The 15448-nt window shown below is 60.3% G+C and carries 21 protein-coding genes; 15 read left to right on the top strand and 6 right to left on the bottom strand.

The annotated features are described in order from the left end of the window. Window positions 1-358: 358 nt before the first annotated feature. The 4 genes from AAFX91_RS29080 to AAFX91_RS29065 all read right to left on the bottom strand — a co-directional run bounded on the left by AAFX91_RS29080 (window position 359) and on the right by AAFX91_RS29065 (window position 3090). The gene (locus tag AAFX91_RS29080; RefSeq protein WP_130576921.1) at window positions 359-616 is read right to left on the bottom strand and encodes a hypothetical protein; all 258 of its coding nucleotides are present in this window, start codon (window positions 614-616) and stop codon (window positions 359-361) included. 307 nt (window positions 617-923) lie between these two features. Beyond that, the gene (locus tag AAFX91_RS29075) at window positions 924-1982 is read right to left on the bottom strand and encodes a Cj0069 family protein (RefSeq protein WP_394568929.1); all 1059 of its coding nucleotides are present in this window, start codon (window positions 1980-1982) and stop codon (window positions 924-926) included. A 128-nt stretch (window positions 1983-2110) separates the two neighbouring features. Continuing rightward, the gene (locus AAFX91_RS29070) at window positions 2111-2845 is read right to left on the bottom strand and encodes a glutathione S-transferase family protein (protein ID WP_394568928.1); all 735 of its coding nucleotides are present in this window, start codon (window positions 2843-2845) and stop codon (window positions 2111-2113) included. Further along, the gene (locus tag AAFX91_RS29065) at window positions 2842-3090 is read right to left on the bottom strand and encodes a DUF1127 domain-containing protein (RefSeq protein WP_130576923.1); all 249 of its coding nucleotides are present in this window, start codon (window positions 3088-3090) and stop codon (window positions 2842-2844) included. The genes AAFX91_RS29070 and AAFX91_RS29065 overlap by 4 nt, the downstream gene beginning before the upstream one ends. A gap of 119 nt (window positions 3091-3209) precedes the next feature. On the opposite strand from AAFX91_RS29065, the gene AAFX91_RS29060 reads away from it, so the two are divergent. The 15 genes from AAFX91_RS29060 to AAFX91_RS28990 all read left to right on the top strand — a co-directional run bounded on the left by AAFX91_RS29060 (window position 3210) and on the right by AAFX91_RS28990 (window position 13661). Continuing rightward, window positions 3210-4154 carry a transcriptional regulator GcvA gene (locus AAFX91_RS29060; protein WP_282532189.1) on the top strand — a complete coding sequence of 315 codons (945 nt, stop codon included), beginning with the start codon at window positions 3210-3212 and terminating at the stop codon, window positions 4152-4154. Between the two features lie 168 nt (window positions 4155-4322). Continuing rightward, on the top strand, window positions 4323-5090 hold the full coding sequence (locus tag AAFX91_RS29055) for a sulfite exporter TauE/SafE family protein (protein ID WP_394568927.1): 768 nt from the start codon (window positions 4323-4325) through the stop codon (window positions 5088-5090). Window positions 5091-5203: 113 nt separating this feature from the next. Then, on the top strand, window positions 5204-5680 hold the full coding sequence (locus tag AAFX91_RS29050; protein ID WP_394568926.1) for a hypothetical protein: 477 nt from the start codon (window positions 5204-5206) through the stop codon (window positions 5678-5680). A gap of 123 nt (window positions 5681-5803) precedes the next feature. Continuing rightward, window positions 5804-6403 carry a c-type cytochrome gene (locus tag AAFX91_RS29045; RefSeq protein WP_394568932.1) on the top strand — a complete coding sequence of 200 codons (600 nt, stop codon included), beginning with the start codon at window positions 5804-5806 and terminating at the stop codon, window positions 6401-6403. A gap of 77 nt (window positions 6404-6480) precedes the next feature. Beyond that, window positions 6481-6783, top strand: coding sequence for a hypothetical protein (locus tag AAFX91_RS29040; RefSeq protein WP_394568925.1), 303 nt, complete (start codon window positions 6481-6483; stop codon window positions 6781-6783). A gap of 537 nt (window positions 6784-7320) precedes the next feature. Beyond that, window positions 7321-7911: a superoxide dismutase gene (locus AAFX91_RS29035; RefSeq protein WP_394568924.1), complete on the top strand. Its 591-nt coding sequence runs from the start codon at window positions 7321-7323 to the stop codon at window positions 7909-7911. A 149-nt stretch (window positions 7912-8060) separates the two neighbouring features. Continuing rightward, entirely contained in the window at window positions 8061-8918 is an 858-nt protein-coding gene (locus AAFX91_RS29030) for a DUF1259 domain-containing protein (RefSeq protein ID WP_394568931.1), read from the top strand. Window positions 8919-8963: 45 nt separating this feature from the next. After that, window positions 8964-9149, top strand: coding sequence for a hypothetical protein (locus AAFX91_RS29025; RefSeq protein ID WP_130576929.1), 186 nt, complete (start codon window positions 8964-8966; stop codon window positions 9147-9149). Continuing rightward, window positions 9131-9541 carry a hypothetical protein gene (locus AAFX91_RS29020; protein WP_282531918.1) on the top strand — a complete coding sequence of 137 codons (411 nt, stop codon included), beginning with the start codon at window positions 9131-9133 and terminating at the stop codon, window positions 9539-9541. Before AAFX91_RS29025 ends, AAFX91_RS29020 begins: the two co-directional genes overlap by 19 nt. Before the next feature lie 50 nt (window positions 9542-9591). Further along, window positions 9592-9795, top strand: coding sequence for a hypothetical protein (locus tag AAFX91_RS29015; protein ID WP_394568923.1), 204 nt, complete (start codon window positions 9592-9594; stop codon window positions 9793-9795). A gap of 8 nt (window positions 9796-9803) precedes the next feature. Continuing rightward, window positions 9804-10970 (top strand): chromate efflux transporter, encoded by a 1167-nt coding sequence (chrA, locus tag AAFX91_RS29010; RefSeq protein ID WP_394568922.1) that lies wholly within the window; start codon window positions 9804-9806, stop codon window positions 10968-10970. Window positions 10971-11021: 51 nt separating this feature from the next. After that, window positions 11022-11552, top strand: coding sequence for a PepSY domain-containing protein (locus tag AAFX91_RS29005; protein WP_282531916.1), 531 nt, complete (start codon window positions 11022-11024; stop codon window positions 11550-11552). A gap of 56 nt (window positions 11553-11608) precedes the next feature. Beyond that, window positions 11609-12619, top strand: a complete 1011-nt coding sequence (locus AAFX91_RS29000; protein ID WP_394568921.1) for a YncE family protein — start codon at window positions 11609-11611, stop codon at window positions 12617-12619. A 23-nt stretch (window positions 12620-12642) separates the two neighbouring features. Further along, window positions 12643-13410 carry a hypothetical protein gene (locus AAFX91_RS28995; RefSeq protein ID WP_394568920.1) on the top strand — a complete coding sequence of 256 codons (768 nt, stop codon included), beginning with the start codon at window positions 12643-12645 and terminating at the stop codon, window positions 13408-13410. A gap of 17 nt (window positions 13411-13427) precedes the next feature. Then, complete coding sequence (locus AAFX91_RS28990; RefSeq protein ID WP_130576935.1) at window positions 13428-13661, top strand: PepSY domain-containing protein; 234 nt, start codon at window positions 13428-13430, stop codon at window positions 13659-13661. A gap of 53 nt (window positions 13662-13714) precedes the next feature. On the opposite strand, the gene AAFX91_RS28985 is transcribed toward AAFX91_RS28990, so the two are convergent. Both AAFX91_RS28985 and AAFX91_RS28980 read right to left on the bottom strand, forming a co-directional pair. Continuing rightward, a complete protein-coding gene (locus AAFX91_RS28985; RefSeq protein WP_394568919.1) occupies window positions 13715-14302 on the bottom strand; it encodes a ubiquinol-cytochrome c reductase iron-sulfur subunit in 588 nt (195 codons plus the stop codon). 588 nt (window positions 14303-14890) lie between these two features. Beyond that, the gene (locus AAFX91_RS28980) at window positions 14891-15301 is read right to left on the bottom strand and encodes a heme-binding protein (RefSeq protein ID WP_394568930.1); all 411 of its coding nucleotides are present in this window, start codon (window positions 15299-15301) and stop codon (window positions 14891-14893) included. Window positions 15302-15448 lie beyond the last annotated feature (147 nt).

Raw genomic sequence — 15448 nt, 5'->3', positions numbered from 1 at the left:
CTGGTGGCTACGATGAACCAGAAATCCTCCCTCCGCAAAATCCTTCAATTTGTCTCAAAGGTCTCGACGGCGAACAGTATGCCCAGCATGGGAAGTCTCTCGGGAGGCAAAAGCTGCTTCCAAGATGCGGTCACCGCTTCCGGTTGGTCGGGGGATGCATCACAGGAGCTTGCAGAGGAACCGCGCCAACGGTGCGTATCGGGGCAGGGTGCCCCCGTCGCTAGAGGAGTTTCTGGCGCCACGGAGGACAACCAGTGCAGATCCAGTTGTCGCTAGGATCACAGACCGCCTGTAGCGCAGCACAACGCTGTCCTCGCGCGGTGAGGCGGCGCGGGGATCATCTCGGCCCTTCACTCCATTACCTGGCGCAAGTTTTCTCAGCCGCCAGCGCCGCTTGCGCTTCTCCCTGCGTCGGGTGAGCCGTACCGATGACCTTCATGTTGTCACCAGGGGCAGGCTGGGCGTTGACAACTTTACATTTCATCGTCGCGGTATCTTGCGTCAGGTAGAACGACGCACCGGATGGCGGCGCTTGACCAGTAGTTCTGTCCTGCTGTGCGAATGAAGGGGCCGCGAATGCGAGAATAGCGAATGTCGCTAAGAGAACTTTGGTCATGGTGTCGACCTCCTAGCATTGGACACCGAGCAAATAGAGCCAGCCAACAAAGGTTCCACTTATAGCCCGCTTTTCTGGAAGCTGCCGGCCTCACAATCGTGGAGGACGAAGATGAGGTGTACACCACTGCCCATGGCCCGACGAGAAACAGGCGAAGTTGCTCCGAGGGAGGATCGCCGCCGAGCTTGCGAGGGACCATGGCACGCGGCCATTCGATCGGGCGCTCATCGAGGTCATGGCGCTGGACTCAAGGCAATGCCGTGTCGCTACGGGTCCGAGAGCAGAAGTGGCGCTTTCATCCTATTCCTTAAGTTCGCATAAGACGATCTCTAACGGTGATCGCGACCGCTGCTGGCGCCTCGTCGGGAATGGCAAAGCATGAACTCACGTTGATTTCGCAGAGGACGTAGGTATCGCGGCCGGACTTGTCGCGCGGGCCATAGAGGAAATCCGCGTCCCAGATGACCGAGAGCGAGGGTCCATCGATGCCGAGCGTTTCCAGCATTTGTGGTGTCCATTCGTCTTCCATCAATCGTCGCAGCGCCTGGAACGACGGGGCGTCGGGCCCGTGCATGATCCGTGGCCCGGGTTGCGCTTCCGGCGCATCCAGGCCTTCCGGCGGCGGAGGTATCAAGGCCTTGATCAATTGATGCCCAAAGCCGGCGACTTTAGAGCCACTCATGTAGCAGCGGATCATCCCTTCCGGCAGGCGCGGCTGGAACGGTTGATCGATGATGCAGCCTCCCCATCCGAAATACCGCTCGCAGCGAACGATGAAGGCCTCCAGCGGTATGTCCTCAGGCAGGCTACCGCGTTGGGCGTGCAGCACTCGCACTGCGGCGTCGGTATCTGGCAGAGACTCGACCTTCCAAACGCCTTGGCCTGCATTGCCCCGGTTTTGTTTGAGCACGCGTGGACCGTTAGCCCGCAGGCGCGACGGGAATTCAGCGCGGAAAGCAGCGGCGCTGTCGTAACGATGTGTGTCTCCGCCCCAACCGAGATGGCGCGTTCGGTAGAGCACCTCCTTGACTCCCATCTTCAGGATGACATCGGGATGTGCGCTCACCCAGGGGCCTCTTGCCGCAACCTCCCGCAGCAATTGGTCGAGCGCCGCGCGCGTCTTCCCTTCATGAATGGGATTGACCCAGACAAGAACCCCATCGACCGCAAGCAATTGGTCGCGAACCGCATCAGCGAAGATTTCGTCGTAGATGACGGGGCGGGCCTCGACGCCAACTGAGGCTAGGGCCTCGAAGACGCGGACAAAGCGGCTGTTCTGCGGGGTTGCGTCCCGACGTGCGGCAGCATCTCCGCGCGAGAGGATGGCGACAGTGTGATGTAGAGAGGTGTTTCGTTCGGTGTTCATGCGCAAGCTCCACGACGAATCGCGTGTCGCGCAGAGCTTGGACCGAAAAGTCTGACGGGGAGCCTGCATTTCCCCGTATCGTGAGCTTAGTCCTGCCGTAAGCACCCGGCAAGTTTCAAATCCTGGAGCTAATACTTCGGCCGGTGTGAATTGACCCACTCGCGCGCGTGTTCGATGGGAGTGCGGGGCGGTAGAATTGCCTTTAGCTTCTTTGTCGCAGGCAAATTCTCCATCCGCTCCCGCCAGCGACAGAAGGACGGATATTTCGGGTACATTGCCTTGCCTTCTTCCGTCAAACTGAAGGCAAAGGTGCTCGGAAGCAGGAAGAAGTCCGCGATCGTGAGTTCCGAGCCGAGCAAATAGTTCTGGCCGTGCTCAAGTTCACGCTCTACCACGCCAAGGGCAAGCTCGACCTTGGGCAGCGCATGTGCCACGACCCTTTCGTCGGATCCGATGCCAAGCTCCGGAAAGACCAGCCGTTCATGCGTCACGTGATAGATCATGTAAGGGTAATAGTAAGAGTTCACCGCACCAATCCATTGGTTCATGCGCGCCCGCAGGCGAGCGTCGTGCGGCGTCAGCTTTGGCCCTTCGAAGGCTTCATCGACATAAGAGGCGATCGCGCTGGTCTCGTAGACCGTAAAGTTGCCATGCCGAAGGATCGGGACCCGGTTGAACGGATGCAGCGCCAGGTGCTCGTGCTGTCCCATCACAGGTTCGAGGTCATGAAAGCCGTAAGGCACGTCCTTGTGCGTCAGAACCAGACGCACGATGTTGACGTAGGTGCTTCGCGGGAAGCCATAGACAATCGGTTCAGCCATTTGCTCCTCCCCTTCCTCGTTTATGGCGGGCGCATTTGTCATCGCCAAAATGGCTTGGCGGCCTCGTCCAGCGCTTCTTCGCGCGTCAAGCCGATGTCGGCGAGCAGATGCTTGTCGTCGGCGAGATCGCGGAGTGCCATGCGCAGCCTGCGCCGCGCGGCCCAAGCACGAAGCCCACGCTGCGGAGCGTCGATCCTTCGCACCGAATTTTCCTGGTGAAGTTGCGTGCGCGGAATCGCCGACCGGATCAATCGAAACGGCGATGTATCATTGATCAAGGTTGACATCGACAAGCTCCAAATCTCATGAAATGCTACACTGGAGCTGTTCAATAGAGTTAGCGGGCCGTTATCCGCAAAGCATCGTTTCTCTGGCCCGCCCTAGTTTTTCTCATGAAGTCCTTGCGATGCGCCCACGCCTACCACCCCTGAATGCGCTGAAGGCTTTCGAAGCCGCGGCGCGGCATGAGAGCTTTACCCGCGCGGCCGAGGAGCTTTGCGTCACGCAGGGCGCCGTGAGCCATCAGGTCAAGGCGCTGGAGGCTGAGCTTGCAATCAAGCTGTTCAATCGCGAGCGCCAGCGCTTGATCATCACCGAGGCAGGAAAGGACTACCTGACTATCGTTCGCGATGCGCTGGACCGCATTGCGGTTGGCACAGAGCGCCTTCTGCAACGCCAGAACGCCGGCGTCCTTACCGTCAGCACCTCGCCGGACTTCGCGGCCAAATGGCTCGTTCACCGGCTGGGCCATTTTGCCGAAGCTCATTCTGGGATCGACCTTCGCGTTTCCGCAACGCTTCATCACGTCGACTTCGCGCGAGAGGAAGTCGATCTTGCGGTGCGCCATGGCGAGGGCAATTGGCCGGGGCTCGATACGGTCAAGCTGAGCGCCGAGCAGCTCTTTGCCGTTTGCAGTCCGAAGCTTCTCTCGGGCCGCCGACGACTCGGCAAGCCGGCCGATATCCTCAACTATCCGCTGATCCATATGGACAGCCGAACCGATTGGTCCAGGTGGCTGCAGGCGGCGGGCGTCGACGACACGAATATCATCCACGGCCCCGTGCTCAATCGGGCCAGCATGGTGATCGACGCGGCGATCAACGGGCAGGGTGTCGCGCTTGCCCGCACGACATTGGCGGCGTGGGACCTGATCAACGGACGGCTGGTGCGGCCGTTTCCGGAAGCGTTGCGACTGTCGAAGACCTACTGGATCATTTGTCCGAGGGCGACGGCAGCCCAGCCGAAGATCGTCACATTCCGCGACTGGCTCTTGGCAGAGGCTTCCAGGGATCTGCGGCAGCTCAAGAAGCTGGGCTGGTCCGTGAACCCGCTCAAGGAGAGCGGGGACTGATCATCCCTCACGCAGACGATTGAAGATAAGCAACGGTCAGTATCTCTTCCCTGATCGCCGTTGCGAATAGGAATGGCGGCGCAAGACCGTCGCTCGTTGCGGTCGTTCGTTCTCTGCTCTATTTTACTGATCGGGGACGTCGCAGCCTCCCCGTAAAATGGTGACCCCATGCAAGCGCTGCTCGCTTTTCTATGGAGCGAGCGCATGGACGGGTCCACTTTTGAACTTCCGCTATTTCTGCTTGCGACCTTTGCGGGTGCTTTTGTTGCGGGGCTCTCGGGCTTTGCCTTTGGGCTTGTGGCGGCTTCGCTCTGGCTTTACATCCTCACGCCGCTGCAGAGCGCGACATTGATCGTCGGCTTCGGTCTTCTGGTGCAAGGCTACTCAGTCTGGAGACTGCGCCGCGCGCTCGATAGGAGCAAATTGCTGCCGTTCATCGTCGGCGCCGCGCTCGGGGTTCCGACGGGCGTCTCTCTCTTGACCTGGTCCGATCCTCGAACCGTCCGCATCGCGGTTGGCGCGTTCCTCGCTGCGTACAGTCTCTACGCACTTCTCCGACCCAGCCTAAAACCGATCTCCACCGGAGGGAGCGCGGCCGACGCTGCGGTTGGCTTCCTCAACGGCGTGCTTGGAGGCCTGACCGGCTTAGCAGGCATAGTGGTGACGATCTGGTGCGGCCTGCGCGGCTGGCCGAAGGACGTTCAACGCACGATCTTCCAGCCCGTCGCCGTTACCACCTTCCTCATGTCTGCGCTCTGGCTTGGAGGAAAGGGAACGGTGACCAGCGAGACCGTTAAACTCTTCGTGATGGGTTTGCCGTGCTTGCTAATCGGAACATGGCTTGGGCTGAGACTGTTTGACTACATTGACGAAGCGATGTTCCGAAAGCTGGTACTCGCTTTGTTGCTGATTTCGGGAGTCTTGCTGGTTATCTGACAGCCGATTGACAGGGGCGACGGCAATCGGTTTATTCGATCTATGGGGGCGTGCGATCCCCCCACGAGGCGACATGCCCAAGAATCGCGTCCGTACTTCACCAAGGACGCCGCATGTCTGCCATCAACTTCTCTTCTCGGATTCGACTTTTCGCCCGCGATCCCGATTCTCGCGCAAACTCGTCACGCATCTGGATGGGGCGCCTGCTCGGCACAAGCCGCGGCACGCTCCGGGCTCTCGCGATCTCAGGCGCGATACTTGCTCCGGCGCATGTCGCGTCGCGCCCTCTTGATGTACCGGCGACCACTTCGGTTCGTGACGCGACCCAGCCGGTCCTCACCACTCAGATCGACGATCTCGCCCCCGCGCTGGCGACGCGGACAAGGCCGCAAGAGACGTTGCGAGGAGTCGTCGCGGAGGTGGACCAACGCGATGATCGGATCACAGTGCGCCTGACACCGCTCGCGACTGCGGACCTCAAGGTACAGGACGGCCTACTATTCGATTCCGTTCGCTACGGCGACGAGGTCGAACTCACTATCGAGACCATCGACGGGGAGAAGACCATCGTCGGGCTCAGGAAGGAATAAGGCGGTGGCGCGTATTGCAAGCATGCCTTGCCGGATGCGTCGCTGGTGCGCGTTCGGCGGAAAGACCATCCTGCGGAGGATCTGATCATGCACGACGTTGCTGGCGAGCGATCGGTTGGCAGGATGGAACATTGGAGACGCCTATTGCTGTCACTCCTTCTGGCAGTGCCGATCGGTGCGGTGACGCATGGCGTTGCCGCGGATACAGATGCTGGGAAGAGCAAGGCAGAGGCCTGTACACCATGTCACGGCGACAAGGTCTCCGCCGCAGAGAACACGCCATCATTGGCGTCGCAGCCCGATCAGTTCCTGCAATGGCAACTGGTCTTCTTTCGCAGCGGTGCGCGCAAGAGCGAGGTCATGGGTCCGATTGCTGAACAACTCAGCAACGACGATGTTCGCGACCTCGGCGCATATTTCGCTTCGCTCAAGGCTGCCGATCCGACGACGGCAAAAGGGGCGGACGATCAGCCTGATTTGACAGACGCCGGCAAAAAGGCGGCGGCAGTCGGGCATTGCGCTTCCTGTCACGGCGATAACTATGCCGGCAGCAAAGCCGTTGCCCGTATCGCGGGGCAACGCGAGGATTACCTTTTGAAGGCGCTCCACGACTACAAGGCCGGCGTTCGATCCGGCGGCGGCGTCGCCGCGATGGCCGAGGTTGCCTACCCACTAAGCGACCAGGATATCGCGGCGCTGGCGCACTACCTCGCGCGGCTATGACGAGGACCACGTAATTTCACTTCGCGCGAGAAAATGCGTTCGATTTGGGGGTCGTCTCGACGAAAAGGAGAAGCGCAATGACTCGGAAATTTATCTGGGCGGCCGCCGGCCTGATGTTGGCGGGCATCGCCGGTATTGCAATGGTGACGGCGGAACCGAGGCAAGGTCCTGCGTTCATTGCGGGTGATCAGCCGGTGACCGAAGACCAGATGCGTCAGAAGTTGCAGTCTGATGGCTGGTCGAACGTGCAAATTGTCCGCGACGGGCGATACTTAGAAGCTGTCGGTTCGAAGCAGGGCCAAATCAGCAAAACGGGCGATTGCGCGTTATCGATGACGACGATGATGACTGAGCGGCACCGCGCTTCGATCAGTCGATAAACCTCACGCGACGCGCGGCGACGATGGAAGTCGCCGCGTGGTCAGCGTGATCATTGCATTAACGGCACCAAGGTCGAGGGCTGGCTCGACGGCAAGTTCTACCCTGAGGACACGCTGGCGCAGCCAGTGTCAGGGCGTATCGGCCTTTGGTCAAAGGGCCCGACCGCCACATGTACCTCAGCGACTACAGCATCACAGCAGCCGATTGAAGGCGGCGCCCTTGCTAAGCTACCGGGGATCGGAATGGGAGAGGGGCAGCTTCGCTGTCGTTCCAAGCGTTCCGTTGTCATCACGCTGCGGAGACTGGGCTCGTTCCGCATTGACAAGTTCGCGCTCTCAGCCTTATTTGCGAGCATGGGGAAAGCGATCTCCCCACGAGGCGACATGCCCAAGAATCGCGTCCGGGTTTCACCAAGGGCGCATCATGTCTGCCGTTATCCAGATCTTATCATACAAGCTTTCTGATCTGACGCTGCCTTTGGCTGCCGGCATTTTCATCGCCTGGCTGATTGCCGGGCCATGTGTCAGGAGGCTGCCATGACCTACACGATGAAACCCCTTTCCTGCGATCCGAGCCGCGTGCGCGGCATGTCGGAGCGGATGATCATCAGCCACTACGAGAACAACTATGGCGGCGCGGTAAAGCGCCTCAACCTGATCGATGAGAAGCTTGCTGATCTCGACTACGCGACCGCGCCGGGTTTCCTGCTCAACGGATTGAAGCGTGAGCAGCTCATCGCAAGCAATTCGATGATCCTGCATGAAGTGTTCTTCGATGGCCTTGGTGATGAAAGCGAGCCCGGAACAAGCCTGAAGGATGCGCTCACGCGCGATTTCGGTTCATACGAACGCTGGCGTGCCGAATTCGTCGCCATGGGCAAGGCGCTCGGTGGCGGCTCCGGCTGGGTGCTGCTGACGTGGTCGCCGCGTGACCGGAAGCTCCTCAATCAATGGGCATCCGATCACTGCCATACGCTTGCCGGGAGCACGCCGATCCTGGCGCTCGATATGTACGAGCATTCCTATCACATCGACTACGGCGCCAAGGCTGCCGACTATGTCGGCGCGTTCATATCGGCCATCAATTGGTCTGCCGTCGAACGGTCTTACGAGGGCCTCTCAAAATGACGCTGTTCGCTCCTTCCAGACACGTCGCAAGCGGAGGCCCTTCTATCCAACCATGGAGGTTCACCATTCGTCTCAGATATCTTTTGGCCGCTTCAATTCTGGCGCTGTCATCCGCGTCAGTTGCGAATGCGCAGACCACCGACTGGTACATCTTCACCGAGCCGTTCATCTCCAGTGCGCGTGCCCAGGCAATCGAGTGGCAAAAGGTCGATGAGATACTCGGCCGGAAGCCGGCCGTCTCCGGCGAGGTGCATCGTTATGGATTCCCGCGCAGCGATCTGACCGTCACTTTGGATGGCGTGACCATCAAGCCGACGCTTGCGCTCGGTGGCTGGGTTGCGTTCATGCCGATGCACGGTGAAGCCATGGTGATGGGCGACCTCGTGCTGCTGGAAACCGAGATCAATCCGGTCATGGCGAAGCTCATCGCAGGCGGGATCGAGATCACCGCCGTTCACAATCACCTGCTCCGGGCGAGCCCTGCGACTTTCTACATGCATGTCGGCGGTCACGGCGATCCCGTGAAGATGGCTGCTGCCATCCGCGACGCGCTGGCAGTGAGCAAAACGCCGCTGGCGTCTTCGGCAGCGGCCGCGCCGCCCGCCATCGACCTCGATACCGCACAGCTCGATCAGATCATCGGCGCCAAGGGACAGAACAATGGCGGTGTCTACGCCTTCGCCGTTCCGCGGCGCGATCCGGTCAGCGAAGCTGGGATGCAACTCGCACCGGTCGGCCCGATGGGTGTGGCACAGTCCATCAACTTCCAGCCGACGGGGGGCGGCAAGGCAGCCATCACCGGCGATTTCGTGCTGACCGGTGACGAAGTCAATCCTGTGATCAAGGCGCTGAAAGCGAACGACATCGATGTAACAGCGATCCACAGCCACATGCTCGACGAGCAGCCGCGCCTGTTCTTCATGCACTTCTGGGCCAATGACGATGCGATCAAGCTGGCCAAAGGGCTGCGTGCGGCACTCGACAAGACCGCGAGCACCAAGAGTTAGGCGAGGAGGAGGCAACACACACACGAGTCGAGAGGGGGACCGCGAATGAAGCGAGTTGTCGTTGCGTTGTCAGTGCTGGCAGGCCTTCTGGTCGCCGATCGCGTGGCCGAGGCGCAATCGTCCTGCAAGGTATGCGCCGAGCAGCACAAGGCGTGCATGAAGAACTACGCGGGCCCTGCCTGCAAGACCGAGTACCAGATGTGCCTGAAGTCATGCAAATCGAAGCCGTAAGCATAGGCAATCCTCGTGCCGGAATGCGCGTCGCATGTGCAGCCGTCGGATTGCTGACCTTGTTGACGCTCTGGAGCGGCAGGGCAACGGCCGAAGATTTGAAGAAGTTGTCGGGCGCACAGATCCGCGCGCGATTTTCTGACAGGCAGCTCACCGATGAGGTGCACTGGCGCGAAGTATACCAACGTGACGGGACGTTCAGAAGTTACTCGATGAGCAAGGTGCTAACAGGAAAATGGTTCGTCCGGTCAGACGATCTCTGCCTCGACCTTCCGGAGCCGGATGGTGGGTGCTTCGAGGTGACGTCGTCGGGTTCATGGATTGTCATGACCCCGAGGGGACTTGGCCTACCGTCTGTCGGCGTTCTCGAGCCCATTTCGGATCGCGAATAGCCAGTCTGAGCGGTCGAACTTGCAAGGAATGGAGCGATAAGGAGCCAGCGATGATCAAGAAAAAAGAGCGGGCGTCCAAGCAGACTCCTGTCGACAACGAATCAGCGCGAGCGTCCGACTCGTCTACCCTCGTGTTCTATGGTGATCCTCAGCTCGTCAGTGATGCGTTCGCCCTCGCGCTCAACGCCATGGAGCGCGCGAGTCAGTTTGGAGTTTCCGGCGGACCGCGCCGATCACGAGAGGGGCACAGGTGACGACGACAATGCAGACAGAACACAATAGCAAGGGTGAACTGGCACGGTATTTCCTCCGCCTTGGCTGTCTCGGCTTCGGCGGCCCGGTTGCGCTCGTCGGTCAAATGGAACGGGAGCTGGTCAACGACAAGAAGTGGCTGACCAAGGAGCAGATGCGGGAGTCGATTGCCATCTGCCAGTCGCTTCCCGGTCCGCTCGCGATCCAAGTCGGCATCTATGTCGCCTGGCTCCGCTGCGGCTTCTGGGGTGCCTGGATCGGCGGCTGGTGCTTCATCCTGCCAAACTTCATCATCGTGGCGGCGCTCGGCGCGCTCTATGTGTACCTCGGCGACTTGCAGCCGGTGACGGCCATCTTCTATGGCGTCAGCCCTGCGGTGATCGCGCTCATCCTGCACTCCTGCTATCGGCTCGCGAAGCTCGGCATGGAGGACTGGCTGCAATGGGCCATCGCCGGGGTTTGCCTTGTCGTTACCGTCGTCCTGCAGGCCGAAGTGGCACTGCTGTTCATCGGCGCCGGCATTGTCGGGATCCTCTACTACGGAAAGATCTTCAAGCGTTCCTCGACTGCGATGCAAATCGCCTTCATCCCTGCCGCCGCGCCGGCCGTGGCCCCGGTCGCGGGTGGCTCCACGCTCGGCAAGCTCTTGCTATTCTTCCTTAAGGCTGGGTCGTTGACCTTCGGCAGCGGGCTTGTCATCGTGCCGTTCCTCGAGCAGGGGCTCGTTCAGCAATATGGCTGGCTCAACGAGAGGGAGTTCCTGGTAGCCGTGGCGATCGGCATGATCAGCCCGGGACCGGTCGTCATCACGGCGACCTTTGTCGGCTATCTGGTCGCTGGTTTCTGGGGGGCGCTTGTCTCGACTGTCGGCATTTTCCTGCCGTCATTCTTGCTGGTGCTGATCGCAGCACCGCTGTTGGCGCGGCACCGCGGAAACCCGAACGTTCAGGGGTTCGTCAAGGGTGCCTACGCGGCGGCGATCGGCACGATTTTGGGCGCATGCATTCTGCTTGGAAAGATCGCCATCGGTGATTGGCTGACGATTGCGATCGCGCTCGTCTCGCTCGCGGTTCTATTCCGCTGGAAGGTCAGCAATCCCATGCTGATTGCGGCCACGGCGATCGTCGGTCTCGTTGCCTATCCGTGGTTGCAGCCGGCGTGGGTGATGATCAAGTGACGGGTTTCTGTGCGGGGCTAGGGGCATTGAGGTCAGTGAATGGAGGAACCCATGACTCGCAGGAAATTGCTACTCACTTCTGCTGCCGGACTCGTGATCATTGGTCTGACGGTATTGTCTGTTGGACCAGGGCACGCGGCCGGTGATGATGAAGACGAAGGCGTTCTGATCAGATTGTTAGGTACTGCCAAGGTTAGCTTGCAACAGGCCTTGGTGACCAGTGAACGGGAAGGCCAACCAATCTCCGGAAAATTCGAAGCTGAAGATGGCAAACTTCAGCTTTCGATCTACACCGCAAAAGACGGAAAGTTCTTCGAAGTCATCGTCGATCACATGACCGGAGAGATAGGCAAGGTCGAGCCCATCACCGAAGGGGAGGACCTCGAGCACGCCGAGGCACAAAAGGCTGCGCTGGACCGGGCAAAGGTAACGCTGGCCGCTGCCGTGGCCAAGGCAAAAGGATACGGCGCGCGGATCATTGTGGTGAGCGCTGTGCCTGAATTGAAAAACGGGCAGCCCATAGCGTCGCTTGGTTTCTTGAACGAAGAGAAGCTGGCGACCGTGACAGAACCGCTGGATTAGCCGACCCGCGGGGCGAGGACATAACTCTTGGCAGTCCAATTCGACGAGGGCGTGCGATGACGTTCCTTCGAGGGTTCTTCACTGCGTGGTTGGCGATCACCGCATGGAGTTTTGTCGCCGATGTTTCTGCCTGCCAGGCAACCGAAGCCGAGCCGCTCCTACTGGAAGGTAAGATTCCGCTCGCCGATGTTCAGGGCCGGATCGACCACATGGCGATCGATCTGGCCCGGCATCACCTGTTTGTGGCGGCGCTGGCCAGCAATGGTCTCGCGGTAGTTGATCTCGAAAGTGAGCGTCTCGACCGCATCGTCGGCGACCTTAGCGAGCCGCAGGGCGTCGGGTACGACCCGGCGACCGACACAGTCTATGTGGCAAACGCCGGCGACGGCTCGGTCAGGCTTTTCAACGGAGCCGATCTTTCGCCGCGGGGGCAGATCGAGCTGGGCACCGATGCCGACAATGTCCGCATCGACGCAAAGGCGGGACATATCTTTGTCGGCCATGGCGATGGGTTTGTGACTGCGCTCGACACCACCACCCACGCCAAGGTCGCAAGCGCGGCCTTGGGCGCGCACCCCGAAAGCTTCCAACTCGACCGGAATTCGGACCGGATCTTCGTCAATGTTCCGAACAAGAACGAGATCGACGTCATCGATCGCGGGTCTGGAAAGCAGCTTGCTTCCTGGCCGACGTCAGGCCGCAGCGCCAACTTCGCCATGGCGCTGGATCACGGCCGCCAGCAGGTTCTGGTGGCATTTCGCCGCCCGGCCGAGATCGGTGTGTTCGGAACGGCCGATGGGCAACTGCAAGCGGCCATCCCAACCTGCGGCGACATTGACGATCTTTTCGTCGACGAGAAGCGGGATCTCATCTACGCCAGTTGCGGCGAAGGATATCTGGACGTGCTCGCGGCGGAGGGCGCGTCGTATCGCTCGATTGCGCGCCTCGCCACCGCGCCAGGCGCGCGGACCTCGCTGTTTGTGCCTGAACTCGATCGCCTCCTGCTTGCGGTTCCGGCAAGGGGCGGTGACGGCGCTGCGATCTGGGTCTATCGCCCGATACCTTAAGCCAAGCCGATGGAGGTGCAGCCATGCTTCCACGTGCCCCGCTGGTCCGATCTATCGTATCGTTGCTGATCCTGAGTGTCGCTTGGCCGGAGATGGCCTTCGCCTACCGGCCGTTCGACGGCACCGATGCCGCCGTGGCCGCCCCTGGAGAACTCGAAGTCGAGTTGCAGCCGGCCGGCGTCCGACGCGACGGGGCCATCCCGACGCTGGTCGCGCCATGGACGGTCCTGAATTTCGGATTGAGCGAGGGATGGGAGGCGGTGTTCGAGGGACAGGGCGAGACGCCGCTGTCGCCCTCGGGGCCGACGAACCTGATCGCAGCAGGTGCGTTCCTCAAGCATGTCGTGGTACCGGGCAGCCTGCAGGATAAGAGCGGACCGAGCATCGCGACCGAATTTGGTGTGCTGTTGCCGGACAGCACGGGGGGCAGCGGCGTTGGCGCAAGCTGGGCAACCATCGTCTCGCAGCGCTGGGACTGGGGAACGATCCACCTCAACGCGGAAACGCTGCTGACGCGGGACCATCATGCCGATGTCTTCCTCGGCACGATCATCGAGGGGCCGTCGAAATGGACGGTGCGGCCGGTCTCGGAATTTTTCTACGAAAAGGAATTCGGCCAGGAGGAAACCTTTTCCGGACTCGTAGGCTTGATCTGGCAGGTGAGCGACAAGCTCTCTTTCGACGTCGCCTATCGCCACGCGCTGACCAATCACCATCCGGTCAACGAAGTACGCGCCGGACTGACGTTCGGCGTTCCACTGCGGTTCTTCGAGAGCGCCCACGTCAGATAACAGGAGGAGTGCAGATGATGTCAGTACGTACAATCTCCCAAGCGATCCTCTGCTGCCTGATGGTCAGCCTGGTCGCGCCGGCTCATGCCCTGACCCAGCAGGAACTCTTGGCTAAGCTTCAATCGGACGGCTACACCCAAGTCCGTGACATCAAATCCACGGCTGAAGGCATTTCGGTCAAGGCGGTGAAGGACGGCAAGGACGTATCGCTCGTTGTCGACAGCAGCGGTCAGGTCAAAGAGCGGCGCTAAGCGGGCCGACTGCTGGAGACTAGGTCAACATCGCGTCCTTAACCGTGCGACCGTCACCCTCCGGGCTGGCCGCCTACTTTTCCGATGAACCCTGCGGCCACCGTGAGCGAGTCGTCAGCGATTGCGAGTGGAAGTGCCGCAAGACGGCGGGGCGCCGGTCCGAATACGACCTGCGCACTTTCTCGGGGATTAAATTCGGAGTTGTGACAGGGACATTTTAGAACGTTTCTGTCGCTTTCCGATGCCTTTACCCACTCGGAGACGGGGCATCCAGCGTGAGTGCAAATCAGCGAATAAGCGACGACGCCATTGGCCGATCGCGATCGGGACTCTTCGTCGAGTTCGCCCGGATCAAGTCTTAGGACGACAATCTCATTGAGCCGCGATCCCTTGCGGATCACCGAGGATTTCGGGTCCTTCGGCCAAGCGTGCACGGGCGGCCCACCAAGCTCCAGATCACCCAGTTTGATGATTTCGCCGGCATGTTCCCCTTCGGAGTGAACGAGAAAATCGCCCTTTTGCGGTCGCTCGTTGCTGCCTGGCTCATCCTCCTCCGCCACGGCAGGCTTGGCAGCCAGATATGCCCCGGCGGCCAGAGCCGTCAGCAGCAGCGAGCGTCGTACCGGGTCCTGACACGCCATCGCCGCCTCCGTTGGGTTCAAAAAAGATTACCGATGAACTGCAGGATACTCACGATCAACGCTGCCGCACAAAGCGCCGTGCCTATGTCGGCATGGTAAAGAAGCACAGTACGTTCGTCGTCCGTGAGCTGGTTCAAAGCTCTCCACACGGCAGTTCTCTTTTTTCCCACAGAACTGCCGATCGGGTTCAATGTTCCGGAACGCACGCGCGGCGAAAGAGAAATACCCAGGGTCAGTGCTGGGGACTGTCTTGAGACCTGGTTACTCTTCGAGCAGACCTTCCGCAGCAAACCGGCCGACGTAATGTCGACATTTATTGGCAATTCGCAATCAGCCGACCATCTCCGATGAAGACTGAGAAATTATCGATCAAGCTCCCCATCGGGAGGCCGCGTGTTCTAAGGTGACATCTAGGGCGCGTACTCATAAATCGTCGGTGATGTCCGCTCGCCCCGACACCGACCGCCTCTGTGCAATCGCAGCAAATGGCGCGATGGGCCAATAGCGGACGTCGCCAGTTGCATAAGCGACAAGGAGCACGCGTTGAGGCCGCGCGACAAGACGACCTCGGTGATGCGAGCGCGGTTTTCACTTCGCGGCGTCGGCACCCGCCTTTGCGACTTGGCCATCCTGAACTGACGTCCCGCCAGAGACGCCGATCGCCCCGACAATCTTGCCATCCACATTAATGGGAATGCCGCCTTCTAGTGGAGATGCCCCACGGAGTGCCAATGAACGCAAACCCATGCCGCCCTGCGCCACGAGATCCTCGAACACCTTGCTAGGGCGCCTGTAGTTAATCGCGCTGTGCGCCTTGTCCTCGGCAGCCATAAGAGAGCCGTATTGGGTATTGTCGAGCTTGTGCAGCATCACCATGTGGCCCGTGCTGTCGAGGATGACGATGGCCATCGCCCAGTTGTTCTTTACGGCCTCCGCTTCCGCGGCAGCCATCACTTTCTTGGCTGCCTCGAGCCCTAGTGGCGCTCCATAAGGCGTTATCGGAGGTGGGGATGGCGCCTGCTGAGCGCTGGCTGTTGCGGTGAGTATCACTGCAGCCACGATGGAAGCGACTAGTGGTCTATCACAGTGATTTTGACTCTTTGGGGGTGGCTGGATAGGCGCGGCCGAGTTTGGCGCGAGCTTTGT

The sequence above is a fragment of the Bradyrhizobium sp. 31Argb genome (assembly GCF_043638955.1).
Lineage (GTDB): Bacteria > Pseudomonadota > Alphaproteobacteria > Rhizobiales > Xanthobacteraceae > Bradyrhizobium.
Note: the sequence above shows the minus strand (reverse complement) of the source record. Positions and strands in the feature narration are given on the sequence as shown.